Origin of the sequence: Burkholderia sp. BCC1644, assembly GCF_902833225.1 — a bacterium.
GTDB lineage: Bacteria > Pseudomonadota > Gammaproteobacteria > Burkholderiales > Burkholderiaceae > Burkholderia.
The window spans coordinates 75,992-99,040 of the sequence record NZ_CADFEI010000013.1 but is presented as its reverse complement, the minus strand read 5'-3'; the positions used below and the strand labels follow the sequence as shown (position 1 = coordinate 99,040).

The 23,049-nt window shown below is 67.2% G+C and carries 21 protein-coding genes and 1 pseudogene; 14 read left to right on the top strand and 8 right to left on the bottom strand.

Translation table 11 applies throughout. The features are described 5' to 3' along the window. Positions 1-17: 17 nt before the first annotated feature. Positions 18-1,811: an adenosylcobalamin-dependent ribonucleoside-diphosphate reductase gene (locus tag HWX87_RS24845; protein WP_176049732.1), complete on the bottom strand. Its 1,794-nt coding sequence runs from the start codon at positions 1,809-1,811 to the stop codon at positions 18-20. A 155-nt stretch (positions 1,812-1,966) separates the two neighbouring features. Between HWX87_RS24845 and HWX87_RS24840 the strand changes: the two genes are divergently transcribed. Both HWX87_RS24840 and HWX87_RS24835 read left to right on the top strand, forming a co-directional pair. Then, positions 1,967-2,701 (top strand): polysaccharide deacetylase family protein, encoded by a 735-nt coding sequence (locus HWX87_RS24840; RefSeq protein ID WP_176049731.1) that lies wholly within the window; start codon positions 1,967-1,969, stop codon positions 2,699-2,701. A 146-nt stretch (positions 2,702-2,847) separates the two neighbouring features. Continuing rightward, on the top strand, positions 2,848-3,036 hold the full coding sequence (locus HWX87_RS24835; protein WP_175828828.1) for a hypothetical protein: 189 nt from the start codon (positions 2,848-2,850) through the stop codon (positions 3,034-3,036). A gap of 31 nt (positions 3,037-3,067) precedes the next feature. On the opposite strand, the gene HWX87_RS24830 is transcribed toward HWX87_RS24835, so the two are convergent. Further along, positions 3,068-3,580 carry a lecithin retinol acyltransferase family protein gene (locus HWX87_RS24830; RefSeq protein WP_176049848.1) on the bottom strand — a complete coding sequence of 171 codons (513 nt, stop codon included), beginning with the start codon at positions 3,578-3,580 and terminating at the stop codon, positions 3,068-3,070. 451 nt (positions 3,581-4,031) lie between these two features. Here HWX87_RS24830 and HWX87_RS24825 point away from each other — a divergent pair, with 451 nt between their 5' ends. From HWX87_RS24825 to HWX87_RS24810, 3 genes are all read left to right on the top strand, one after another. Beyond that, positions 4,032-4,499, top strand: coding sequence for a carboxypeptidase regulatory-like domain-containing protein (locus tag HWX87_RS24825; protein ID WP_176049847.1), 468 nt, complete (start codon positions 4,032-4,034; stop codon positions 4,497-4,499). A 987-nt stretch (positions 4,500-5,486) separates the two neighbouring features. Next, entirely contained in the window at positions 5,487-5,798 is a 312-nt protein-coding gene (locus tag HWX87_RS24820) for a hypothetical protein (protein ID WP_176049846.1), read from the top strand. A 277-nt stretch (positions 5,799-6,075) separates the two neighbouring features. Beyond that, positions 6,076-6,390, top strand: coding sequence for a hypothetical protein (locus HWX87_RS24810; RefSeq protein WP_244137743.1), 315 nt, complete (start codon positions 6,076-6,078; stop codon positions 6,388-6,390). Positions 6,391-6,525: 135 nt separating this feature from the next. On the opposite strand, the gene HWX87_RS24805 is transcribed toward HWX87_RS24810, so the two are convergent. Next, a complete protein-coding gene (locus tag HWX87_RS24805; protein ID WP_176049729.1) occupies positions 6,526-8,925 on the bottom strand; it encodes a phosphoketolase family protein in 2,400 nt (799 codons plus the stop codon). A gap of 418 nt (positions 8,926-9,343) precedes the next feature. Here HWX87_RS24805 and HWX87_RS24800 point away from each other — a divergent pair, with 418 nt between their 5' ends. From HWX87_RS24800 to HWX87_RS24790, 3 genes are read left to right on the top strand one after another with little or no spacing between them, the layout of a single operon-like run. Continuing rightward, positions 9,344-10,132, top strand: coding sequence for a polysaccharide deacetylase family protein (locus HWX87_RS24800; RefSeq protein WP_244137742.1), 789 nt, complete (start codon positions 9,344-9,346; stop codon positions 10,130-10,132). Further along, entirely contained in the window at positions 10,125-11,387 is a 1,263-nt protein-coding gene (locus HWX87_RS24795) for a putative glycoside hydrolase (protein ID WP_176049727.1), read from the top strand. Before HWX87_RS24800 ends, HWX87_RS24795 begins: the two co-directional genes overlap by 8 nt. Continuing rightward, a complete protein-coding gene (locus tag HWX87_RS24790; RefSeq protein WP_176049845.1) occupies positions 11,342-13,708 on the top strand; it encodes a serine hydrolase in 2,367 nt (788 codons plus the stop codon). The genes HWX87_RS24795 and HWX87_RS24790 overlap by 46 nt, the downstream gene beginning before the upstream one ends. Positions 13,709-13,753: 45 nt before the next feature. On the opposite strand, the gene HWX87_RS24785 is transcribed toward HWX87_RS24790, so the two are convergent. After that, entirely contained in the window at positions 13,754-14,035 is a 282-nt protein-coding gene (locus HWX87_RS24785; RefSeq protein WP_175828822.1) for a DUF4148 domain-containing protein, read from the bottom strand. 675 nt (positions 14,036-14,710) lie between these two features. Between HWX87_RS24785 and HWX87_RS24780 the strand changes: the two genes are divergently transcribed. Beyond that, the gene (locus HWX87_RS24780) at positions 14,711-15,160 is read left to right on the top strand and encodes a CBS domain-containing protein (protein WP_176049726.1); all 450 of its coding nucleotides are present in this window, start codon (positions 14,711-14,713) and stop codon (positions 15,158-15,160) included. A gap of 53 nt (positions 15,161-15,213) precedes the next feature. Here the strand turns inward: HWX87_RS24780 and HWX87_RS24775 are convergent, their stop codons facing one another. Together HWX87_RS24775 and HWX87_RS24770 are read right to left on the bottom strand one after the other, a co-directional pair. Beyond that, positions 15,214-15,978 (bottom strand): ABC transporter permease, encoded by a 765-nt coding sequence (locus tag HWX87_RS24775; RefSeq protein WP_244137741.1) that lies wholly within the window; start codon positions 15,976-15,978, stop codon positions 15,214-15,216. A 64-nt stretch (positions 15,979-16,042) separates the two neighbouring features. Continuing rightward, a complete protein-coding gene (locus HWX87_RS24770; RefSeq protein ID WP_176049724.1) occupies positions 16,043-16,858 on the bottom strand; it encodes an ATP-binding cassette domain-containing protein in 816 nt (271 codons plus the stop codon). Between the two features lie 239 nt (positions 16,859-17,097). On the opposite strand from HWX87_RS24770, the gene HWX87_RS24765 reads away from it, so the two are divergent. From HWX87_RS24765 to HWX87_RS24755, 3 genes are all read left to right on the top strand, one after another. Next, a complete protein-coding gene (locus HWX87_RS24765; protein WP_176049723.1) occupies positions 17,098-18,831 on the top strand; it encodes an ABC transporter permease subunit in 1,734 nt (577 codons plus the stop codon). 91 nt (positions 18,832-18,922) lie between these two features. After that, on the top strand, positions 18,923-20,191 hold the full coding sequence (locus tag HWX87_RS24760) for a nitrate/sulfonate/bicarbonate ABC transporter ATP-binding protein (RefSeq protein WP_244137754.1): 1,269 nt from the start codon (positions 18,923-18,925) through the stop codon (positions 20,189-20,191). 18 nt (positions 20,192-20,209) lie between these two features. Beyond that, positions 20,210-20,836, top strand: a complete 627-nt coding sequence (locus HWX87_RS24755; protein ID WP_279612977.1) for a VIT family protein — start codon at positions 20,210-20,212, stop codon at positions 20,834-20,836. Positions 20,837-20,917: 81 nt separating this feature from the next. On the opposite strand, the gene HWX87_RS24750 is transcribed toward HWX87_RS24755, so the two are convergent. Further along, a complete protein-coding gene (locus HWX87_RS24750; RefSeq protein ID WP_176049720.1) occupies positions 20,918-21,511 on the bottom strand; it encodes a rhomboid family intramembrane serine protease in 594 nt (197 codons plus the stop codon). A gap of 353 nt (positions 21,512-21,864) precedes the next feature. On the opposite strand from HWX87_RS24750, the pseudogene HWX87_RS38350 reads away from it, so the two are divergent. Both HWX87_RS38350 and HWX87_RS38345 read left to right on the top strand, forming a co-directional pair. Beyond that, a pseudogene (locus HWX87_RS38350) lies at positions 21,865-22,227 on the top strand (hypothetical protein); the annotation flags it as partial. A gap of 31 nt (positions 22,228-22,258) precedes the next feature. Continuing rightward, positions 22,259-22,525 carry a hypothetical protein gene (locus tag HWX87_RS38345; RefSeq protein WP_347880184.1) on the top strand — a complete coding sequence of 89 codons (267 nt, stop codon included), beginning with the start codon at positions 22,259-22,261 and terminating at the stop codon, positions 22,523-22,525. 147 nt (positions 22,526-22,672) lie between these two features. Here the strand turns inward: HWX87_RS38345 and HWX87_RS24740 are convergent, their stop codons facing one another. Continuing rightward, on the bottom strand, positions 22,673-23,044 hold the full coding sequence (locus HWX87_RS24740) for a DUF3564 family protein (protein ID WP_176049719.1): 372 nt from the start codon (positions 23,042-23,044) through the stop codon (positions 22,673-22,675). Positions 23,045-23,049: the final 5 nt, after the last annotated feature.

Below are 23,049 nucleotides of genomic sequence, written 5' to 3'. Positions count from 1 at the left end.
GCCGGCGCTCGTGCCGTTCAACAGCCGATGCACATTGCGCCATCGCGCAGTTGCGCCGTGTCGTCGGTGACGACCGACGCGAGTCGCGGATCGGGTCGGAACACCGTGATGCCCTTGAGCCGGTCGCGCCACGCCGCGAAGAACAGCGCGTCGACCTGCGCCAGCGAACACTGGCTGTCCATCGTCACGGTCTTCGAGATGCCGGCGTCGACGCAGGGCTGCAACGCCGCGAGCATCGCGACGTGATCGATCGGCGCGATTTCGGCCGCGGTGACGAAATAGTCCGGAAGCTCGACGTGGTCGCCGTGCAGTGCGCGAAACAGCCTGTAGGCATGGTTATGCACCCGGAACGGGCGCACCTGGCCGTCGGCCGTTCGGACCGTCCGGCGCTGTGTCCAGCCGACGGCCGGCTCAATGCCGTTCGAACAGTTGTCGCAGAACGCGAGGCTCACGCTGCCGGCCGGCGCGAACGACAGCAGATGGCTGTTGCGCAGCCCGTGCCGCGCGATCGCGTGGTGCACCTTCAGCGGCAGGCGCATGCGGTACGCCGGGCCGCTTAGGTAATCGGCCGGATCGTAGGCGGGAAACGCGCCGCGCTCGGAGGCCAGCGCGGCCGATGCGGCAAACGCGTGCTCGCGCATCGTCAGCGCGATGCTGCGCGCACACGCACGCGCCTCGACGCTGTCGTAGCGCAATTGCAGCATCGTCAGTGCGTCGCCCAGGCCCGTCACGCCGATACCGATGCGCCGCGTCCGGTGCGCCTCGTGCGCGTGCGCGGCGAGCGGCCAGGCGGTCAGCTCGAGCACATTGTCGAGCAGGCGGACCTGGACATGCACGGCGTCGGCGAGCGTCGCAAAGTCGAAGCGCGGCTTGCCGTCGATACCGAACGGATGGTGCACGAACCGCGACAGGTCGATCGGCCCGAGCACACAGCTGCCGTAGGGCGGCAGCGGCTGTTCGCCACACGGGTTCGTCGCGTCGATCCGCTCGTGCTCGCGCAGCGGATTCGCCTCGCGGATCGTGTCGAGGAACAGCAGCCCGGGTTCGGCACTGTCACGTGCGGCGTTGACGATCTCGTGCCACAGCTTGCGGGCCGGAACCGTCGCGTGGAGATAGCGCCCGTCGGGCCGCCGGGCCGGTGCGCCGGCATCGGCATGGCGCGGCGCATGATGGACGAGCGCCCACGGCTGATCGTGCGCGACCGCTTCCATGAACGCGTCCGTGACGCCGACCGACAGGTTGAAGGTCGGCCAGCGCGACCGCCCGCGCTTGGCCGTGACGAACGCGGCCAGATCCGGATGATCGCAGCGCAGGACGCCCATCTGCGCGCCGCGGCGCGGGCCGGTGAACGGCAGTGCGCGGCACATCGCATCGAAGCGGTCGATCGCCGCACATGCGCCACGTTCGGACGACAGGCGGCGTTCGTACGCACCGGCGGGCGGCACCGGCGAGAAGTCGTAGCCGATTCCGCCACCCATCAGCAGCGTGAGCCGGGCGTCGTCGAGCGCCTGTGCGAGCGCCGCGTCGACGCCTTGCAGCGGCACCGCCACGGGAACCGCGAGCGGGTGGACGAAGCAGTTGATCATCGTCCCGCCCGTCTGCGTACCGGCGTTCGCAAGGATGCGGCCGGCGCCGATCGCGCCACGCTGCAGGTTCAGGAGGAACGTACGTTCGGCCCTCGCACGCAGCGCCTGCGGCTCGGCGAGCGACAGCGCATGGGCGACGCGATGGAAGACGGCCGCGCGGGACGTTTCGCCGGGCTGCGCATAGCGCTCGGCGAACACGGTGGTGCACAGCGGCTGCTCGTCCATGGCGGAGCTCGGCGACGACGGATGACCCACTGTACGGGCCTGCCCACCCGCGTCGTTGATCGAGCGCAATCCCGCGCGCTTGCGGCATCGCTTGACGGTCGTCAAGGCGGTGCGAAGGGGCACACGTAAGGTGGTGTCAGGGCCGGCCTGCATCGATGGCCGGCGCGGGCACGGTCGCGTCCGTGCCGTCGCGCGTGCTGATACTCGTCTATCACCGCTTCGCGGCGCAACGCGTGGATTCGATGACGGTGCGCACCGGAACATTCATCGAGCAGATGCGCGCGATCGAGGCGAGCGGCTACCGTATCGTGCCGCTCGCCGACGTCGTGCGCTGGCACGACGGCCAGACGGACGCGATACCGGCGCGGGCGGTCGCGATCACGGTGGACGACGGTCACCGTTCCGTCTACGACGTGCTGCGCCCGTTGCTGGCGGCGCATCCGGTACCGGTCACGCTGTTCATCTATCCGTCGGCGATTTCCAACGCCGGCTACGCGATGACATGGGACCCGCTGCGCGCGCTTGGCCGATCCGGCGGATGCGATATCGAGTCGCATACCTACTGGCATCCGAATTTCCGCACCAAGCGCGCGCGGCGCACTACAGAGGATTACAGACGATTCGTCGCGTTCCAGCTCGGCCGGTCTCGCGAACGGTTCGAGTCCGAAACCGGTCGGCCGGTCCGGTTGCTGGCCTGGCCGTTCGGCGTCCATGACGCGGGGACCGACCAACTGGCCGCTCGCGACGGCTATGTCGCGGCGTTCACGATCGATGCACGCCCCGTTCGGTTGACGGATCCCCCGATGGCGCTGCCTCGCTATCTGATGACGGATGCGTGCGAGACGCGTTGCATGAACGGATTGCTCCAGCCCGCCGGGGAGAAACCGTGACCGGTCGCCGGATCGCGGATTTGCCGCCACCGCTCGCCGATGTCGTCTCCGCCAGGGTTCACGCGCGGCCGGATTCCTTGGGGTCCGCCGCATGACCTGCCGGCCGGCACGTCGGGACCGGCGCACCAGTACGAGAGGGATCAACCATGCCGTGGGATGACGAACGCTATCCGCCGTCGATGCGGAACCTGCCGCCGCCGGTTCGCGGCAAGGCGATCGAGATCGCCAACGCGCTGCTGCGGCAAGGGCGCGCCGAGGGCAGCGCGATCCGTATCGCGATCGCGCGGGCGAAGCGCTGGGGGCAGGTACGTGCGGCCTTCCGCCAACGCGCGTGAGCGGCGGAGCGTCCTGTCGATTCAGGCGGCGCTAGGCCCCGCATCGAGCCGGGCAGGCGTGCGCGTCCGGCGTGCATTCGACGGATGCCGCATGCAGCCGCGCGGCCAGCACGCACGCAAGCAGCATGACGACGACCGTGATGCCGTGAACCGGGTTGCGCAGGCACGACGCGACCTGTTCGCTCCTTCCGACGCCGAACAGGCACCACAGGCAGAAGTGCTCGCAATTGTTGGTGAGCAGCCGGTATCGGCATTCGCCAAGGCGCGAGGCAGCGCGCCGCGCTGCTTCCGCGCCGTCGTACGGGGTCCGCGCATGCCGGACCATCGCGAGACCGAAACCGGCGCAGAAGCGGTCAAGGGAGACGACTTCGACCGGGCCGCCGCCCAGGCTGTGTGCCAGGCCCGCGTAGTGGATCACGTTGCCGTTGCCGATGTAGATCCCGTGATGTGCGTAGCCGGGGCGCCGGGTCACGAGGTGGGCGCCGACCGGAAGGTCGCGATCCGGCGTGGCATCGTCGGCATGGGCTGCGTTCGGGTGAGTCATGGCCAGCTCCTGGATCCGTTTGCGGCCCGCGGAACACCTGTTTGCCGGCTGCGGAACGCGTTGCATCCTGTCACGTCTCCAGTATTGGCGGCGGAACATGGCCGGACAATCAGCGCGGCCTGAGCTTGCTGTCCGACATCGGGCCGGCGTGTCGGAAATTTCCGACGCGTCGTGCAATATCGGCTGACAGCCGGAACGGGCGACGGCGCCGCAACGCCCGCGCGTGGCCCGCCGCGCGGGCCCGTCGCGTCGCTCGGTCGGCGGTCTCGTGATCGAGCGCCACACCGCGGGTAGATCAGGGGCGATTGACCTGCGTCAACGGGAAATCGACGTTCCGCGCGACGCTGGCTTCGTCGACGATGCGAATGCGTCATGTCGTGGCACGCCAGCCGTGACGCGCCCGAACCAGCGAGCCGCATCGCCACCCGCGTGCCTGAATCGGGAGAATGAAATGCGGACTGGAATCATCGGGTCGCTGCTGCTGTCGACCTGTTTGCTGGCCGCTGCCGCGAGCGTGCTGGCGCAAGCGCTGCCCGAGCCGGTCGAGCAGAACGGCGCCGTGTACATCACGGGCGGCATCGGCGGGGAGGAGGTCGCTGCGTTTCGTGCCGCTGCGCCGCGTTACAACCTGCGGATCACGTTCGCGTCGAAGGCCGGTCATTACCTGTCCGACGTCGATGTCACGCTGGCGTCCGGCAAGTCGACGATCCTCGACGTGCACACGGCCGGCCCGTTCCTGTTCGCGCGCGTGCCGCCGGGGCGATATACGGTATCGGCGCGCGATCGGGCCGTCCAGGAAGTCCGTCACGTCGTCGTGCCGACACACGGTGCTGTCGATATGCGGTTCTACTGGCGGAACCCGGAGCGGCGCGGTGTGATACGGCTTTGCGCCGGTTGTCCGGGCACCGGCACGCCCTAGACGCACGTTGCGGTCGACGCGGATCGGGCGGCGGCGCAGCGCGTACCGTTGATCTGCCTCACGCGACGTTGTGCCGGGTTCGCAACAATGTGCGCAGGAATCCGCGTCTCGAGGTGTGCATTGAAGAGTCTGGCAATCGTCAATTGGCCGCGTGTCGTGCGTCACCGCCCGAGCCGGAAGCGTCCCGGTGACGGTCGTCGATGCCGGCAGCGGCCGGCCGGTGTCGGGTGCGGTCGGTTATCAAAGGGTTGATGATTGGTCTTGGCGCCTGCGGCGCATCGTCATTGACCGAAGTTCCGCCTTGCTCGCAAAGCGCCAGTCACCGTCGCCGCTGCGTAGCCCGTCCAGCCGCCGTAGATCTGAACGATGACATCTTCCCCAAGCAGCGTGCAAATGGCGCAACCACGTCCGTTGCCGGTTATCGAGCCAAAGCGCGCTTCCTGGCAGCGTCACTTGCCCGCCCCGCCAAGGCGTCCTTCCGCGCTCAAGCACGGCCTCTGCACAACTCAGCATTGACGGGTGTCGACGCCCAGGCTGTATCACCCGGTTTATTGGCGATATCGACCAGCGACTCCCCAGGGCTTTGGCCGGGCAGGATCTGCACCGTTGCCTAGTTGAGGCGCAGGCAGTTTATCTGCCCCCCCTGGTCGACGTCCGGCAGGCGCAGCGGCGTTCATCCCATCGAACTACGCGTAATCGGCTGACCGTAGCGCCTCCATCTTGAATTCCTTCGTGTATTTCCTTCTTGGTATCAGTTCCTCCGACGTGCTTCTCGACGGACACAAAAAATTATCCAACTTCTTGCCGTGCGTGGAGTCGAGGCAGGGTCTGTGCGGTGATGTCCGCTGTTTGACGCACATCAACGAGGCCGCGCCGTCGCCGCGGAAGATGGATGCACGAGATTGGGTATTTCGAGTGCACCATACGGGTGAACCGGCTCTTGGCATCAATCGACGCGATCAACAGGTGCGGAACATGGGAATCGGGATGCAGATCGCTTACTTCGGCTTTGCCGGGTCGGCTCAGTTGGAGGCGGAAGCGAGCATCCAGTTGATGCGCCTCGAGCCGTTCAGTGCACAACTGGCCGGCTGTCATCTCGCGATCGAGACCATGGATGCAACGACACGCCAGCAGAGGTATGACGTACGACTCGATTTGATCACGCGTAAGGGGGAATTCTGTCCCGTTCCGCATATGACGGGCGCGGATGTCTTGGACGCGCTGAAGCGGGCATTCGACCTCGCCGAACGGCAACTCGCCAGCACGGCGGCCACTGGAGTCGGCGAGAGCCTACGCTGACTCGTCCTGCGCATAGGGGACACCGACCCGCAGTGATTCGCCGAGCGTGAGTCGATCCACGGCAGTCAGCACCTCTGGTCCGGCAAATCTTCTTCGCTACCCGTGAAGACCTCGTGTTCCGGTATCGCCGTCGTATCGTCGATCCACTGCACCCGCCATGTGCCAGGCAATAGTGCTCGCTGGGCGTCGCGTAGCAAGCGCGCGGCCGGCTTCGCCTTCGAATAGCCCGGACGGTGCTTTGCGATCGAAATCGTCGAGCCAGCATAGGGTGTCGGCGTTGTCGGTACCCGTCATCCGGGTGGTGCTGCCTTCGTGGACGAGCGTCCCCGACGCGGCAGGTTCATCCCTGCATGACCTTCGCGTGACCAGCGGCGCATGGCCGTATCGATCCAGAGAATGCCTGGCGCCGGCGATCGCGCCGGCGTGCCGGGCTCGGCCGCCGCTGCGGACGATGCGTGTTTTGCGCGAGCGGGCGCTCGAACAGGTGCGATACGACGTGTGCGTGGCACAGATCCTCGAGATCGAGAGCGACTTCCGGTCGTTTGCCGACCCGATGTTCAAAGAGGACAGGGCGCGCATCTCGCCGGAATGAGTGTAATCGTCATCGAATCGATGCGCGTCGCTACCGGCCGACGGGCGGTTTGTCCGTCGGCCGGACTGCGACAGGGCGCACGGCCGGGGTTCGCGATCGGACCCGAGCTGTAACCGACTCCCGTCGGATATGAACTCACAGCATCGGGTTTCGGCCTCCCGGCGTCGCGTGCCAGCGCCAATCACGGATTTCCGGCAGGTCGTCGCCGTAACGGTCCACATGGCGTCGATGCTCGACCAACCTGTCACGCAGGTACTGTCTGAGATGCGTGCCCGGCTGCCCGTGTTCGCCGATGTGATTGAGCACGGCCTCGCACAGATGGAACCGGTCGACCCGATTGAGGACCGTCATGTCGAACGGTGTCGTGGTCGTTCCTTCCTCGATGAAACCGTGCACATGGAAATTCGCGTGATTGGTGCGGCGATAGGTCAGCCGGTGAATCAAGGCGGGGTAGCTGTGATGCGCGAATATCACCGGCCGGTCGGTCGTGAACATCGCGTCGAAATCCGCGTCACTCAACCCGTGCGGATGAACGTCGGCAGGCTCCAGTGTCATCAGGTCGACGACGTTGACGACCCGGACGTGCAACGCCGGCAGATGGGTGCGCAGCAGGTCGACGGCGGCCAGTGTCTCGAGCGTCGGCACATCTCCGGCGCAGGCCATCACGACATCCGGTTCGCCGTCGCTGCTCGCCCATTCCCAGATGCCGGCACCTGTGCTGCAATGCCGGATCGCGGCATCCAGATCCAGCCATTGCGGCGCAGGCTGCTTACCGGCGACGATGACGTTTATCCGGTTCCATGTGCGCAGTGCGTGATCCGTGACGACCAGCAAGGTGTTCGCGTCGGGAGGCAGATAGACGCGCACCGTGTCGGCTTTCTTGTTGACCGCAAAATCGACGAAACCCGGATCCTGGTGGCTGAAGCCATTGTGGTCCTGCCGCCAGACGTGCGATGTCAGCAAGTAGTTGAGCGACGGCAGCGGCCTGCGCCAACGGATTTCGCGGCACGCCTTCAACCACTTTGCATGCTGGTTGAACATCGAATCCACGATATGAATGAACGCCTCGTAGCACGACATGAGCCCGTGCCGGCCGGTCAGCAGATAGCCTTCGAGCCAGCCCTGGCAGGTGTGCTCGCTGAGCATCTCCATGACCCGGCCGTCGGGCGCGAGCTGGACGTCGTCAGGATCGGTGGCAGCCATCCAGGTGCGCGCGGTTACGTCGAATACAGCCGACAAGCGGTTGGACTCCGTTTCGTCCGGGCCGAACACGCGAAAGGTCCGGTCGGCCAGATTTGCGGACATCACGTCGCGCAGGAAGCCGCCCATCACGCGCGTGGCCTGCGCGTCGACCTGCCCTGGTGCGGGCACTGCCACCGCGTGGCGGGTGAAATCCGGCATCCGTAACTCGCGCGCTTCGCCGCCGCCGTTCGCGACCGGATTCGCGCTCATTCTGCGCGATCCGGCCGGCGCTAGCGACCGGATCGCCGCGCATGGACGCCCGTCCGCGTCGAACAGTTCGTCAGGGCGATAGCTGTTCAGCCAGGCTTCCAGCAATTGCAGGTGCCCCGGTTGCTTCAGGTCGGCGATCGGCACCTGATGCGAACGGAAGTGCCCCTCCGTTTTCAGTCCATCGACAAGCTTCGGGCCGGTCCAGCCCTTGGGCGTGCGCAGCACGATCATCGGCCAGCGAGGACGGGCAAGGTCGCCTCCGCCGCGCGCCCGGTTCTGGATGTCGCGGATGTCGTCCAGCGCGTCGTCAAGCGCGGCCGCCATGCGCTGGTGCGTGGCCATCGGCTCGTCACCCGAGACGAACAGCGGCCGATAACCATAGCCGATCAGCAGGCTCTCCAGTTCGTCCTGTTCGATGCGGCCCAGGATCGATGGACTGGCGATCTTGTAACCGTTCAAATGCAGGATGGGCAGCACCGCGCCGTCCGATGCCGGATTGAGGAATTTGTTCGAATGCCAGGCGGTCGCGAGCGGTCCGGTTTCCGCCTCGCCGTCGCCCACGACGCAGGCGACGATCAGTCCCGGATGATCGAAGGCCGCGCCGAACGCATGCGACAGCGAGTAGCCCAGTTCGCCCCCTTCGTGAATGGAACCTGGCGTCTGAGGCGCGACGTGGCTCGGTACGCCGCCGGGGAAGCTGAACTGGCGGAACAGCGCCGCCATGCCTTCCGCGGTTTGCGGCACGTTCGGATAGGCGTCGCTGTAAACCCCTTCGAGCCAGGCGTTGGCGAGCACGCCGGGGCCGCCGTGGCCCGGTCCGGCGATGAAGAGCACGTCCAGGTCGCGTGCGTTGATCACGCGGTTCAGATGGGCGTAGATGAAGTTCAGTCCCGGCGTCGTGCCCCAGTGTCCGAGCAGGCGCGGCTTGACGTGCGCGATCTGCAGGGGCTCGCGAAGCAATGGATTGTCGAGCAGGTAGATCTGCCCGACCGACAGATAGTTGGCGGCCCGCCACCACGCGTTCATGCGATGCAGCAATGCGTCGGAAAGCGGGGCGGGGGAAGTTCGGTCGGCTTGAGTCATGCAACGCTCCTGAAAGTGGCCGTGCCGCATGGAAGACGGTGCGCTTCGCGGCGAATCGCCCTTCATCCACCGTACGGTGAGTCGCCCCGCCGCGTTTGATCGGTATCAAGCCGGTGCAACGATCGGCCGGCGAATACGGCACGCGGATTGCCGATTGCCGGGTTGCGCCACGGAGATTCCCAACGCAGGCCAACGCGGACTGACATCGACCTCGAACGCTGCGCAGGGCAGGAGGACCATGACGACAAGCTTGCCGAACCCGAGAAAATCCAAGAGCCGCGCGGGCCGGAATCAGCAGCTGGCTCGGCAGTTGATGGATCACGATGCACCGCACGCACCTCGTCGCCGATTGATCTGACTCAACGCGCGCACCGTGCGATTGGCAAGAATGAGGGACGGGTTTTGTGCGAGGTGCATCGTGACCGTCCGGTTGATCGTCTGCCTGTTCCTGCTGTCATTCGCGCCGTCGGCCGTGTTCGGCGGCGACGTCGCGCCGTTGTCGCCGCGCGTGCTGATCCTCGTTTATCACCGGTTTGCGAGCGAGCGGCTGGATTCGATGACGGTGCGGACGGACACGTTCCGCGACCAGTTGCGGGCAATCGACGCGGCCGGCTACCGGATCGTGCCGCTCGCCGACGTCGTGCGCTGGCATGCCGGCGACGCCGGCGCGATTCCGCCGCGCGCCGTCGCGATCACGGTCGACGACGGCCATCGCTCCGTCTTCGACGTGCTGCGCCCGATCCTTGCGCAGCATCCGGTGCCGGTCACGCTGTTCATCTATCCGTCGGCGATTTCCAACGCCCGCTATGCAATGACGTGGGATCAATTGCGCACGCTCGCCGGTTCGGAGGCATTAGACATCGAATCCCATACGTACTGGCATCCCAATTTCGCGACCGAGCGCGCGCGGCGAACGCCTGACGATTTCCGGCGCTTCGTCTCCGGGCAATTGAGCCGCTCCCGTGATCGGCTCGAAGCCGAAATCGGCAAGCCGGTCCGGCTGCTGGCCTGGCCGTTCGGTGTCCACGACACGGAAACGGACCAGCTTGCCAAGCGCGACGGCTATGTCGCCGCGTTCACGATCGATGCGCGGCCGGTGCGCATGACCGACCCGCCGATGGCGCTGCCGCGCTATCTGATGACCGATGCATGCGACACACGCTGCATGAACGCCCTGCTGCGCACCGACGGAGGCAACCATGGCTAACCGCATGCTCGTATGGATCGTTCTGCTTTTCGTCGGGTTCTCCGCGCATGCGGAGACGGCGACCGTGACGATCACGGTCGTCGACGCGGCGAGCGGCCGCCCGCTGGCCGGTGCGATCGGCTACGCGGCCGGCGCGGGACGAATTGCCGATGCCGCCGGCAAGTTCACGGTGCCGGCGGACGGCAGCGCGGCAAACGTGAGCGTGCGGACGCCGGGCTATGCGCGCGCGGCGATCACGCTGGACGGACATGACGTTTCCCGCACGATCCGCATGACGGCACTGCGCCCGAAGGCCGTCTATCTGTCGGCTTACGGCGTCAATGACCGGACGCTGCGCGATGCGGTGCTGGCGCTGCAGGGCAGGACGGCCATCAACGCGCTCGTGATCGACGTGAAGGGCGACAGCGGGATGACGCCTTACCGCAGCCTCGCGCGGGAAATCGCCGGCGCGGCGGACCCGGTCGCCGGCGGCGAGCGGCGCCCCGCGGATCTGTCGGCGCTGCTCGCGACGTTCCATGCGCGCGGCCTGTACGTGATCGCGCGCATCGTCGTGTTCAAGGACGACCCGCTGGCCCGCGCGCATCCCGAATGGGCCGTGCACGATGCGGCCGGCGAGATCTGGCGCGATCGCGAACACCAGCGCTGGATCGATCCGACCGTGCGTGCGGCGTGGGAACACAACTACGACGTCGCGGAGGAGGCGGCCCGGATCGGCTTCGACGAGATCCAGTTCGACTACCTGCGCTTTCCCGACGCCAACGGCCTGCGGTTCGGCGAACCCAACACCGAGGCCAACCGGGTGGCGGCGATCACGGGGTTCCTGGCGGGGGCGCACGAGCGCCTGCGGCCGTACAACCTCTATGTGTCGGCGGACATCTTCGGCTACGTCTGCTGGAATTTCAACGACACCTCGATCGGGCAGCGGCTCGAGACGTTCGGGCGGGTCGTCGACTACATTTCGCCGATGCTGTATCCGTCCGGGTTCACGTGGGGATTGCCGGGCTGCCGGGAACCCACCGGCCACCCCGGCGAGATCGTTTCCCGGTCGCTGGAGGAGGCGAAGCGCCGCACCGGCCTCGATGGGGTGCGTTTCCGGCCCTGGCTGCAGGCGTTTCGCGACTATGCGTTCGATCATCGTGCGTTCGATGTCGACGAGATCCGTGCGCAAGCGGATGCGGCCGACGCCGCAGGCACGGACGGGTGGATGCTGTGGAATCCGCGCAACCGCTACGATCCCGCTGCGCTGCCGCGCTGACCGGCGCGCTGCTGCTCGCGCTGGCACCCGCCGGCGCGCGGGCGGACGCAGATGCGACCGCGGCGCTGCCGCCGGCCGCCGCGATCGACGCAGCCATTGCCGCCGAGATCGCCGATCGTCATCTTGCCGGCGCTGTCGTCGTGACGGGCGATGCCGACGGCGTGCGCGTACGCGTCGCCCGTGGCTTGCGGGTGACGGGCGCGGCCGCCGAGGCGATGACGGCCGATACCGTTTTCGATCTCGCGTCGCTGACGAAGCCCGTGGCGACGGCTGTCGCCGTCATGCAGCTAGAGGAGCGCGGCCAGCTCAATCTCGACACGCCGGCCGCACGCTACTGGCCGGCGTTCGCCGCGCGCGGCAAGGCGGACATCACGGTTCGACAGTTGCTCGCGCATACGTCCGGCCTGCCGGCCGGCGTGTCGTCTCGCGCGCTGCACGGTCGCGCGGCCGTGCTGGCCGAGATCGCGGCGATGGCGCCCCACGCGCGGCCCGGAACGCGCGTGCGGTACAGCGACGTCAACTACGTGGTGCTCGGCGAGATCGTCGAGCGCGTGTCGCGACAGCCGCTCGACACGTGGTGCGCGATGCACCTGTTCGCGCCACTCGGGATGATCAGCACCGCATTTCGGCCGCCCGAATCCCGGCTCGCGCGCATCGCCCCCACGATCGTCCGGGACGGCCGCCTGCTCAGGGGGCGCGTGCACGACCCGATCGCCGCCGCGATGGGCGATGTGGCGGGCAATGCGGGCCTGTTCGCAAGCGCCGACGATCTCGCGCGCTTCGCACGCATGCTGCTGAATGGCGGCACACTTGGTTCAACACGCGTGCTGAGCCGCGCCAGCGTTGCGACGCTCGAGACGCCGGCCACACTCGATGCCGAAGGCGACCTGCGCACGACCGGCTGGGCCGTCGCGGCGCCGCTCGTCGCGAACCGCTACCGGTTGCCCCCGGTCGGTGCGTTGCAGCATCTCGGCTATACGGGCACGGCCCTGTGGATCGATCCGGTGACGCGCCGCTTCGCGGTCGTGCTGACGAGCCGGCTGTATCCCGATGAAACCGGCACGGCCGCACCGCTGCGCGAGCTGGTGCTCGGCATCGTATCTAGCGAGGCGGGGCCCGTGACGTCGTCGCAGATCGCGGCGCGCGCCCCCGCGATGGCCGAGGGCGTCGCCCGTGCCGGCCGGCTGCCGGCATCGCACGGTCCGGTGCTGGCCGGCATCGACGTGCTCGCGGCGAGCGGATTCGCGGCCGTGGCCGACAAGCGCATCGCGCTGCTCACGAATCGCAGCGGCTTCGACCGGTTCGGCACGCGCACCGCCGACCTGCTCGCGCACGCGCCGGGCGCACGGCTCGTTGCACTGTTCGCACCCGAGCACGGGCTCGGCACGGACGTCGATGAAACGTTCGGCGACACGACCGATGCCGCGACCGGTGTGGCTGTTCACAGCCTCTACGGCAGCCGGCGCCGGATCGCCCCCGGGTGGCTCGCCGACGCCGATGTCCTGGTGATCGATCTGCAGGATGCCGGTGTACGTTTCTTCACTTACCTGGCCACGCTCGGCTACGCGCTCGAGGCGGCGGCCGCCGCGCATCGTCCGGTGCTCGTGCTGGACCGTCCCGATCCGCTGGGCGCGGATGTCGTCGGCGGTCCGGCGGCCGATCCGGGGCCGGTTACGTTCACCGGCTATTACCCGCTGCCGCTTCAACACGGGATGACGATCGGCGAACTCGCGCGCCTGTTCAACGAACGGCTGCGAATCGGCGCCGCGCTGACGGTGGTGCCGATGGCGCACTACGCGCGTGCGATGCGCTTCGACGCCACCGGGCTGGGCTGGGTACCGCCGTCGCCGAACTTGCGCGATGCCGGCGCGCTGTCGTTATATCCCGATACGGGGCTCGTCGAAGGTGCGTCGATCAGTGTCGGGCGCGGTACCGCGACGCCATTCGGTGTGGTCGGCGCGCCGTGGATCGACGGCCATGCGCTCGCCGACGAACTTCGTTCGATGCGGCTCGGCGCGAATTTCGCACCGGTTCGCTTCGTGCCGGCGGAGGGCCCCTATCGCGGTGTACCGTGCGAGGGCGTGCGCATCGTGCGACTGCCCGGCGCGGCAAAACCCGGCGAAATCGGGCTCGCAGTCGCGCTCGTTTTGCACCGTCGGTATCCCGAACTGTTCCGGATCGATGCGATTCGCGCATCGGTCGGTTCGCGCGACGTGGCGGACATGCTGGAAGCGGGGCAGCCGCTCGACGACATCGAACGGGTCGTCGACGTGCAGGCGGCGGCGTTCGCGCAAGCGCGCTTGCCGTTTCTGCTGTACTGAATCCGCCGGGCAGGCGCGGTATGCGGCCGCGTCGTTTCGCCATGGTCAACTGCCGCCACTGAAAAACCGGGTGCTGCGCTCCATTTCGCCAATCCTTCTGGCCTGCTCCAGCTCGCGCTTGACCTGTGCGCGCGTTTTTCCGTAATCGCTGTTTCCCGACGTTGGGGCGGTGGCCGGCGGTGCGCGTTCGGATGTCGCGTCGACGTCCGGCGACGGTGCGCCGGATGGTGCTGCCCCCGGATTCTGCGCGTGAACCGATACGACGAATCCGGCCGTTACGACGACGGCTGCGAGACGGATTGATCTGAGCGTAAGCACGGTCACCATGGTCGGACTCCTTTCTATGGCCGGGCGCAATCGACGCGCACCCGATCCAGAGCGTACGAAACGACCGGCTGCAGCCGTTGACCGACGTCAAGCGCAGCCGAGCGCGGCCCGCGGCACCCGTTCCCGATTCAGGTCAGCCGCAAGGCCGCCAATACGGTCGCTCCGGTTCTTGCGGAGGCGTTCCGACTGAAGTTCGCGCGGATATCCCGATCATCGTCGATCGATTGCCGACCTGCATCGAGAACGCCGGATCGTCCTGCGCCTCATCGAACCGGGCGGATCGAAGCCGCTGCGAGGCTATAACGGCGCTGCGTTGGACTATGACATCTTCCGGGCGCTCGCACGGGCTTTCGCGCTGACCTGCGTCAATTCATGCCGGCGGCGCGGCGCCTACCGTTGTTGTTATCGGATCGCAACAAGCGAGACACGTCGGCATCACCTTCCGGGACGGCTGCGTGACTTTGACCTCGCGCGTGGATTCGTTGCACGAATGGCGGCTTGCGTTCGATGCTGCGTGGCCGGCGCACGGCATGCGGCGCACGGCATGCGGCGTGCGGCGTGCGGCGTGCGGCATGCGCGAAGCCATCGGTCCGGAGCAAGGCAGGCGCCGATCGACGGGCAAGGCGTCCGCACTGAGGTGACGATCCGCGCCACCCGGAACAACCAGGAGATGACATGAATGCTGCGATGCTCTGCACTCGCGATGTCGCCACGTGTTTCGCAACGATCACGGTCGCCGAGGCAGCCAGACGGATGCGCGACGCGCACGCCGGCGATCTGGTCGTGGTGCGTGAACAGGAGGGATGCCTGCTGCCGGTCGGCATGGTGACCGATCGCGACATCGTGCTCGCCGTGGTGAGCCCGGATGCCGAAGCGGGATCGCTGTTCGTCGGGGACATCATGTCGGAACCCGTCGCGATCGCAAACGGCGGCGACGATGTCTGGCTGCTCGCCAAGCGCATGCGGCAGCATGGCGTACGCCGGCTTCCGGTCGTCGGCGATGACGGCGAACTGGTCGGCATCGTTGCCCTCGACGATCTGTTGCGTGCGGCGGCGGCGTTGCTCGACGAGTTGCGCCTCGTCGCGGCACGCCAGCCGTATTTCGAGGAAAAACAGCGCGGGTAGCGGGCCCGGCGCGACTTTGTCCGCCCGGTGACGGTGCCTGCGGCGATCGCGCGTCAGCGTGCAATGTGCGGATAAATCCGCGCGCTGACGACTACCAGAAACACGAGCGTACCGGCGAGAACGGCAAAATCCTGCGCCAGCCCGATATGCGCGATCGCGCCGTAGCCGGGCAGCAGCAGAAGACGAAGCGCATCGACCTGGTAGCTGAGCGGGTTCAGGTGCGCGACGACCTGCAGCGCGCGCGGCATCATCGCGGTCGGATAGATCGCATTGCTCGCGAAGAAGAGCGGCATGGTCAGTACCTGCCCGACCCCCATGAAGCGCTCGCGCGTTTTCACGAGGCAGGCAATGATCAGCGAGAACGTCGAGAAGACCGCCGCGCCGAGCACGACGAACAGCACGAGGCCGGCGAGCGCGACCGGATCGTAGCGCATGTGCACGCCGAGCATCGCGCCGAGCGCCATGACCACGGCGGCCTGGACCAGCGCACGGGCACCGCCGCCGAGCGCCTTGCCCATCACCAGCGCTGCGCGCGGCGTCGGCGTCGCGAGAAACTTGTGCACGATCCCCAGATCCCGTTCCCAGATGATCGAGATGCCGTTGAAGATCGCGATGAACAGCACGCTCTGCGCGAGAATCCCCGGCGTCAGGAAATCGAGGTAGCGCATGTCCGCCGTCTCGATCGCGCGAGCCCGACTCATCACCTGCCCGAAGATCAGCAACCACAGCGCGGGCTGGATCGCACGCGTGGCGAGTTCGGTCGGATCGTGGCGCAGCTTGCGGATCTCCATGTCGGCGATCGCCAGCGTCTTCGTCAAGAATCCGGCCGTGCGGCGGATCGGCCTCGGCCCCCGCGCGCCGGTATGCGCGACAGCGCCGGTTTCAGCCGAGCCGCTGGGAAGTGCGGCGAGTCTGCGAGATTTCATCGTAGGATCCTTCCGAACGGGCTTCATCGCGCGTGAAGTGCTCGAACGCGTCCTCGAACGTCGCGCCGGGCCGCACGCGGGCGGCCAGTTCGCGCGTCGATCCGATCGCCGTCACGCGGCCGCGGCTCATGATCGCAACGCGGTCGCACATCTGCTCGGCTTCGTCGAGGTAATGCGTCGTCAACAGGACCGCGCTGCGGTACTCGGACCGCAGCCGCTCCACCAGCGTCCAGACCGTGGCCCGCGCGATCGGATCGAGCCCGACCGTGGGCTCGTCGAGAAACAGCACTTGCGGGCGATGCAGCGTCGACTGCGCGATCTCGAGCCGACGGATCATGCCGCCGGAATAGGTCTTCACGAGCTTGTCGCCGAATTCCGAAAGCTCCATGAACGCCAGCGCGTCGCGAATCCGCGACGTCCGCTCCGCGCGCGGCAGGTCGTACAGCTTTGCGAACACGAGCAGGTTTTCGTAGCCGGTCAGGTCGCCGTCCGCCGACAGCGCCTGCGGCACGTAGCCGATCGCACGGCGCACCGACCCGGCGTCGTTCACGATGTCGAAGCCGGCGACGGTCGCACGGCCGGACGTGGGCGGAAGCAGCGTGGCCAGCATCTTGATCGCCGTCGTCTTGCCCGCGCCGTTGCGGCCGAGCAGGCCAAGCGCTTCGCCGGGCTTCACCGTCAGCGTCAGTTCGTCGACCGCGCACAGCGCGCCGAAACGCCGGGTCAGCCGGTCGGTTTCGACGACGGGGGCGCAACGCGATGTGTCGTTCATACGAAGGCTCGCCGCGAGGGTGGGTACAACGGTCGGGATACATTTTTGCAGTCGGCCGTCTTGCGCGCTTGATGCACGTCAACCGCCTGTCCGCTACGCGGCGCCGTGCAGCGCGCGACGATCGGCACCGACAGGCAGCGCCTCCGAAAACGATACCGTCGCGCGACGGTTGACGCAGGTCAAGCGCGCCGGTCGGCCCCTTCGCGAAGATAAACCGCCATCATCGCGGGAGAAGCGTCGTGGAGCACCATGCAGAGGTGTTGCGGGGAGGGCGGTGGACGTTGCCTGCACCGGGCTGGAGCGACATCGCCGCGGCATTGCTCGTGTCGGGCTTCCTGCTGCTGGCCGGCATTGCCGCGCGCCAGATGGCCGGGCCGCTGACCATCGCGCATCCGCCGGCCATCTCGCTGTCGCCCGCTGTATTGCCCGAATATACGTTGCGCACCGTCGCCCGGATGTTCGCGGCGCTGGTCGCGTCGCTCGCGTTCACGTTCGTCTATGCGACCGCTGCGGCCAGGAGCCGCCGGGCAGAACGGGTGCTGATCCCGCTGCTCGACGTGCTGCAATCGGTACCGATACTCGGCTACCTGTCGTTTACCGTGCTGTTCTTCCTGTCGCTGTTTCCGGGGCGCATGCTGGGTGCCGAGTGCGCGGCGATCTTCGCGATCTTCACGAGTCAGGCCTGGAACATGACGTTCAGTTTCTACCAGGCGTTGCGCACGGTGCCGCTCGACCTCGACGAGGCGAGCCGCAGCTTCCGGCTGTCTGCCTGGCAGCGCTTCTGGCGGCTCGACGTCCCGTTCGCGATACCGGGCCTCGTCTGGAACGCGATGATGTCGATGTCCGGCGGCTGGTTCTTCGTGGTTGCGTCGGAGGCGATCGCGGTAGGCGCCCTGCACGTCGATCTGCCGGGCGTCGGCGCCTATGTCGCGCAGGCGATCGCGAACCGCAACCTCGTCGCGGTAGGCTGGGCGATCGTCGCGATGAGCATCGCGATCGTGCTGTACGACCAGTTGCTGTTCCGGCCGCTCGTGACTTGGGCGGAGAAGTTCCGCTACGGGGATGCCGAGGTGCAGGGCGGGGCGCACAGCTGGGTGCTCGATTTGTTCCGGCGTTCGCGGTGGGTGACGATGGCATGCCGCCCGGCGGGCGTGCTGCTGCGCCGTATCGCCCATGCGCGGCTGCGCGGGGTCGCGCTGCCGTGGCGCAACCCGATCGTGTTGTCCCGACGGGCCGGCGATGCACTTTGGCTGGCGCTGGGCGGTGCCGGATGCGCGTACGCTGCGGTCGTGCTGTTTCGCGCCGGCCGCTCGACGCTGACCTGGGCCGATCTGTCCGCCGTCGCTCACGCCGGCGCGCTTACGTTCGTTCGCGTGATGGTGCTGGTCGTATCGGCGTCGCTGGTTTGGGTACCGATCGGCACCATGATCGGCCTGCGACCCAGGCTCGCCACGTACATCCAGCCCGTCACGCAATTCCTGGCCGCGTTCCCGGCCAACCTGCTGTTCCCGGTCGCGGTGTTCGCGATCGTGCATTTCCGGCTCGCCCCCGACCCCTGGCTGTGTCCGCTGATGATACTGGGCACGCAGTGGTACGTCCTGTTCAACGTGATCGCGGGTGCGAGCGCGTTTCCGGCCGATCTGCGCGAAGCGGCCCGGAGTTTCCGGGTCAGGCAGCGGACCTGGTGGCGCCGCGTGATGCTGCCGGGCATCTTTCCGTACTTCGTGACAGGCGCGATCACCGCATCCGGCGGCGCGTGGAATGCGAGCATCGTCACCGAGGCCGTCAGTTGGGGCAATACGCGCCTCGACGCCGGCGGCCTCGGCGCCTACATCGCGCGCATGACCGATGCCGGCGATTTTCCGCGCATCGCGCTCGGCGTCGCGATCATGTCGCTGATCGTCGTCGCGACCAACCGGCTGGTGTGGCGGCCGATGTATGCGCTCGCGGCGCGTCGCACGCGGCTCGACTGACCGGATACCCTCGACGGAGACACACGTGGCGAACCTCGACGAACCCGAAACGGCACGCGAAGCCGCGCCGCTCGCAGGCACGGGCGCGACCGTGCTCGAACTGACGAACGTGTGCAAATCCTTCACGAAACCGTCGGGCGAACCGCTGCACGTCCTTGCGGATATCGACCTAACGCTGCGCGAGGGCGAGATCCTGGGCCTGCTGGGGCGCTCGGGTTCGGGCAAGTCCACGCTGTTGCGCATGGCGGCCGGTCTGGCCGAGCCGTCGTCGGGAACGGTGCGATATCGCGGCGCGCCGCTCGCGGGCCCGATGGACGGCATCGCCGTGGTGTTCCAGACGTTCGCGCTGTATCCGTGGCTGACCGTGATCGAGAACGTGGAACTCGGCCTCGATGCACTGGACATCGCGCCGCGCGATGCGCGCGCCCGGGCGAACGCCGCGATCGAGCTGATCGGTCTCGACGGTTTCGAATCGGCGTTTCCGCGCGAGTTGTCGGGCGGCATGCGCCAGCGGGTCGGTTTCGCGCGTGCGCTCGTCAGCGAGCCTGAACTCCTGCTGATGGACGAGCCGTTTTCCGCGCTCGATGTGCTGACGGCGGAAACGCTGCGCACCGATTTTCTCGATCTGTGGGATGCGCATCAATTGTCGATCAGGGCCGTGATGATGGTCACGCACAACATCGAGGAAGCCGTGCTCATGTGTGACCGGATCCAGGTGCTCGGCGCCGGCCCGGCGCGTATCGAGGCGATGCTGAACGTGCCGTTGCCTCGCCCGCGCAACCGGCGCGACCCGGCCTTTCAGGCGATCGTCGGACAGATCTACGCGACGCTGACCGCGCGCATCGCCGACACGAAGGAGGGCAGGGACGCATCGTGGAACACGCTCGCCATGGCGCTTCCCGATGTATCGAGCCATCATCTCGCCGGCTTGATTGAACTGCTGGCGGCCGCGCCGTACGACGGGCATGCCGAGCTCGGCGGGATCGCGTCGGCGCTCGCACTTCGAATCGACGCGCTTTATCCGACCGTGGCGGGGCTTCATCTTCTCGCGTTCGCCGAATGGCATGAGCGGACGATCCGGCTGAGCGCGGCGGGACACCTGTTCGCGCGCAGCGACGACGATGCCCGGCGGCGCTTGTTTCGCGAGCATCTCGCCCGGTTCGTCCCGCTTGCCGCGCATATCGACGAGGTGCTGGGCGAGCGCGAGGGGCACCGCGCGCCGCGCGAACGCTTCGAGCTGGAGCTGGAGGATCACCTCGACCCGCGCAACGCGGACCAGGCGCTGCGCGTCGTGATCGACTGGGGGCGCTATGCAGGGCTGTTCGACTACGATGACCATACGCGCACCTTCGGCCGTTGACCGCGGTGGGGCACCGACGTGACCGGACATATACATCGCACGCATCGCTCGGGATGGCTCAGGGCAGCCGTGCTTGGCGCGAACGACGGTCTGCTGTCGATGTCGAGCCTGATGATCGGCGTCGCTGCCGCCCGGTCGCATCCGCGCGAGATCCTCACCGCAGGCGTGGCCGGGCTCGTGGCCGGCGTGTTGTCGATGGGCGCCGGCGAGTACGTGTCGGTGAGTGCCCAGGCGGACATCGAGCGCGCCGACATCGATATCGAACGCCGCGCGTTGCGGGACGACTACGACGACGAGCTGGCCGAACTCGCGGATATCTATGCGCAGCGCGGGCTGGAACCGGAGTTCGCCCGACAGGTGGCGCGGCAGTTGATGGATCACGATGCGCTCACCGCGCATCTGCGCGATGACGTCGGTATCTCGGACGCGTTGTCCGCACGCCCGGTCATGGCGGCGCTGGCGTCGAGCGAGAGCTTTGCCGCGGGCGCGCTCGGGCCGCTCGTCGCCGGTTTCGTCGCGCCGCAGCCGCGAGTTGTCGAAAGCGTTGCGGGCGTCACGCTCGTCGCGCTCGCGGTGGTCGGTACCGTCTCCGCCAGGCTGGGCGGCGCGCCGGCCTGGCGCGGCGCGCTGCGCGTCGTCGCGTGAGGTGTGCTCGCGATGACGGGTACGGGCCTGGCAGGCGCACTGTTGCTGTCGACAGCGGCGTGATGCCGTGCCCAGGTTTGCTCATTGCGAGCGTCTCGCGTCGCGTGCCCGAAACGCGAGACACACGATCGCACCGAGCATCCCGCCGAGATGCGCGAAATGCGCGATGCCGCTCGTGTCGCCGCTCACGCCCGACAGCAACTCGACCAATGCGTATCCGGTGGCGAACAGCCACGCCGGCATCGGAATCGGCGGAAACAGCAGCACGACCCGCCGCTGCGGAAACAGCACCGCATAGCTGACGAGTATGCCGAACACGCCTGCCGACGCGCCGATGGTCGGGGTGCCGGACGGCGGCGCCGCCGACAGGACGGCGATCTGCGTGAGGCCGCCCGCGAGGACACTCGCCAGATACAGCCCGAGAAAGCGCGCGCGCCCGAGCACACGCTCGACGTCGCGCCCGAACATGTACAGACCGAACATGTTGAATGCGACGTGCGCGATGCTCGCGTGCAGCACGCTGTAGGTCAGCAATTGCCACACATGGAACGGTGCCGTCCCGGGCTCGCCGGATGGCTGGAGAGGCCAAAGGGCGAACAGGTCGATGAGCGGCTGCGGGCCGCCCAGTTCGACGAGGAAAACGGCGACATTCAGGAAGATCAGGGCAGCGGTCATGAAAGTGCCGAGGAATCGCGGAAGCTGGAATGCGCGCGTCCGATCATGCAATCCCCAAGACGGGCGCGACGTCGTGTCAATACGTTATGCGCGGCGCTCGATCGACGGTTGACGCAAATCAGAAGACAAGGCGAGCGAACGGCTGCATGACGCTGGCTACCTGCGTTGCAGACGGGGCGTCGCACAAACCGGGCCGGCGCGCACGAACCGTGCCGCCGTCGTGCGACGTGCGATTCAAGTCGATCGCCGATCGGCCGATTCGCGGAGCCTGAGCCTGGCATGCGGCGTGCCCGCCTGGCACGGCGGATCGATCGCAGGACGTGTCGGCACAGTCGTTGATCTCTCTCAAGGCCATGGCGCCGGCCGACTATGATGTCGGGCGGCAGCCGAGCAAGATTGATGCTGTGGGCACTGGCCAATGGGTTCGCCGCGCATCCGCGGCGGCCGGTCGATCAATCGATCGCCAGCGCATTTCGCCTATCTCGATGGGGTGGAATATGTCGTCGTTAAAACCACGTGGCGCGATCACCGTCATTCTCCAAGAGCACGAACGGCTGTCTGCCGTAATCGACGGCATGCAGCGCTTTGCCCATCTGCTGGAGGCGGGCAAGGCCGTTCCGGGTCTCATGGTTTTGAGGGCAATGCTCTTTTACATTCGGGAGTACCCGGAACAGGTTCATCATCCGAAAGAGGAACGCTACCTGTTCGCACCCTTGCGCGATGCGACGTCCGAGTTCGACAGTCTCCTTGACGAGCTGGAGACTCAGCACGCCCGCACTTCCGGCGCTGGTGGCGCTGGTGGATGCCTATGCCGACTTCTATTCTGCTCACCGGCGGGTGGAGGAGATGGTGATACTGCCTGCCGCCAGAAGTCTGCTGACCGACGAGGACTGGGCGGACCTCGACAGCGCGTTCGGCGCGAATCGCGATCCATTCGACGGCGTCAAACTCGAGGACGATCTCGGCAAGTTGTTCTCGATGATCGTGAATGCGATTCCGGAAACGGAAGCCTAGCGCTTCGCGCGCGACCTCTGGCCGGCGGTTCGTCTGATGGTACGGGTTGAGGGCGGGATGCCGACCGTCGCCGGCCGAAATCACGCAATGCCGACACGGCGCGCGGTGCCAGCCATGCCGCTAGCGGGCACGGCTTGTGCGACGGGCTCAGCTTGCATCGTCGGCAAACAGCCGGTGCTCGGGTTCGGCCTGTTCGGTATCGATGCACTGCACATGCCAGCGGCCGGCTTCTTGCGTGTGGTGCGCGTGCCGGTACCAGCGTGCGATGCCGGATGCTCCGGTTGGCGGCGCTTTGGCATTGGCGGACAGGAAGTCGTCGAGGACGATGAGCGGGTGGTCGGAATCGGGTGCGGCAAGCCGGATGCCGTTGCCGGCCCGCGCAAGCGTGCCCCATGACGGCATGGCCATGGCGTCGTGCCCCTCGCACGACCACTTGTACTCGTCGAAATCGAGCCAGACGATCGCATACGCCGCAGGGCCGGCATGCGCGAACGTGTCGAGATGAACGGTGATGCGCACGGCAG

Coding starts and splice junctions, on each gene's coding strand:
- HWX87_RS24845 (WP_176049732.1), bottom strand. CDS start 1,811: ATGGACGAGCAGCCGCTGTGCACCACCGTGTTCGCCGAGCGCTATGCG.
- HWX87_RS24840 (WP_176049731.1), top strand. CDS start 1,967: ATGGCCGGCGCGGGCACGGTCGCGTCCGTGCCGTCGCGCGTGCTGATA.
- HWX87_RS24835 (WP_175828828.1), top strand. CDS start 2,848: ATGCCGTGGGATGACGAACGCTATCCGCCGTCGATGCGGAACCTGCCG.
- HWX87_RS24830 (WP_176049848.1), bottom strand. CDS start 3,580: ATGACTCACCCGAACGCAGCCCATGCCGACGATGCCACGCCGGATCGC.
- HWX87_RS24825 (WP_176049847.1), top strand. CDS start 4,032: ATGCGGACTGGAATCATCGGGTCGCTGCTGCTGTCGACCTGTTTGCTG.
- HWX87_RS24820 (WP_176049846.1), top strand. CDS start 5,487: ATGCAGATCGCTTACTTCGGCTTTGCCGGGTCGGCTCAGTTGGAGGCG.
- HWX87_RS24805 (WP_176049729.1), bottom strand. CDS start 8,925: ATGACTCAAGCCGACCGAACTTCCCCCGCCCCGCTTTCCGACGCATTG.
- HWX87_RS24795 (WP_176049727.1), top strand. CDS start 10,125: ATGGCTAACCGCATGCTCGTATGGATCGTTCTGCTTTTCGTCGGGTTC.
- HWX87_RS24785 (WP_175828822.1), bottom strand. CDS start 14,035: ATGGTGACCGTGCTTACGCTCAGATCAATCCGTCTCGCAGCCGTCGTC.
- HWX87_RS24780 (WP_176049726.1), top strand. CDS start 14,711: ATGAATGCTGCGATGCTCTGCACTCGCGATGTCGCCACGTGTTTCGCA.
- HWX87_RS24770 (WP_176049724.1), bottom strand. CDS start 16,858: ATGAACGACACATCGCGTTGCGCCCCCGTCGTCGAAACCGACCGGCTG.
- HWX87_RS24750 (WP_176049720.1), bottom strand. CDS start 21,511: ATGACCGCTGCCCTGATCTTCCTGAATGTCGCCGTTTTCCTCGTCGAA.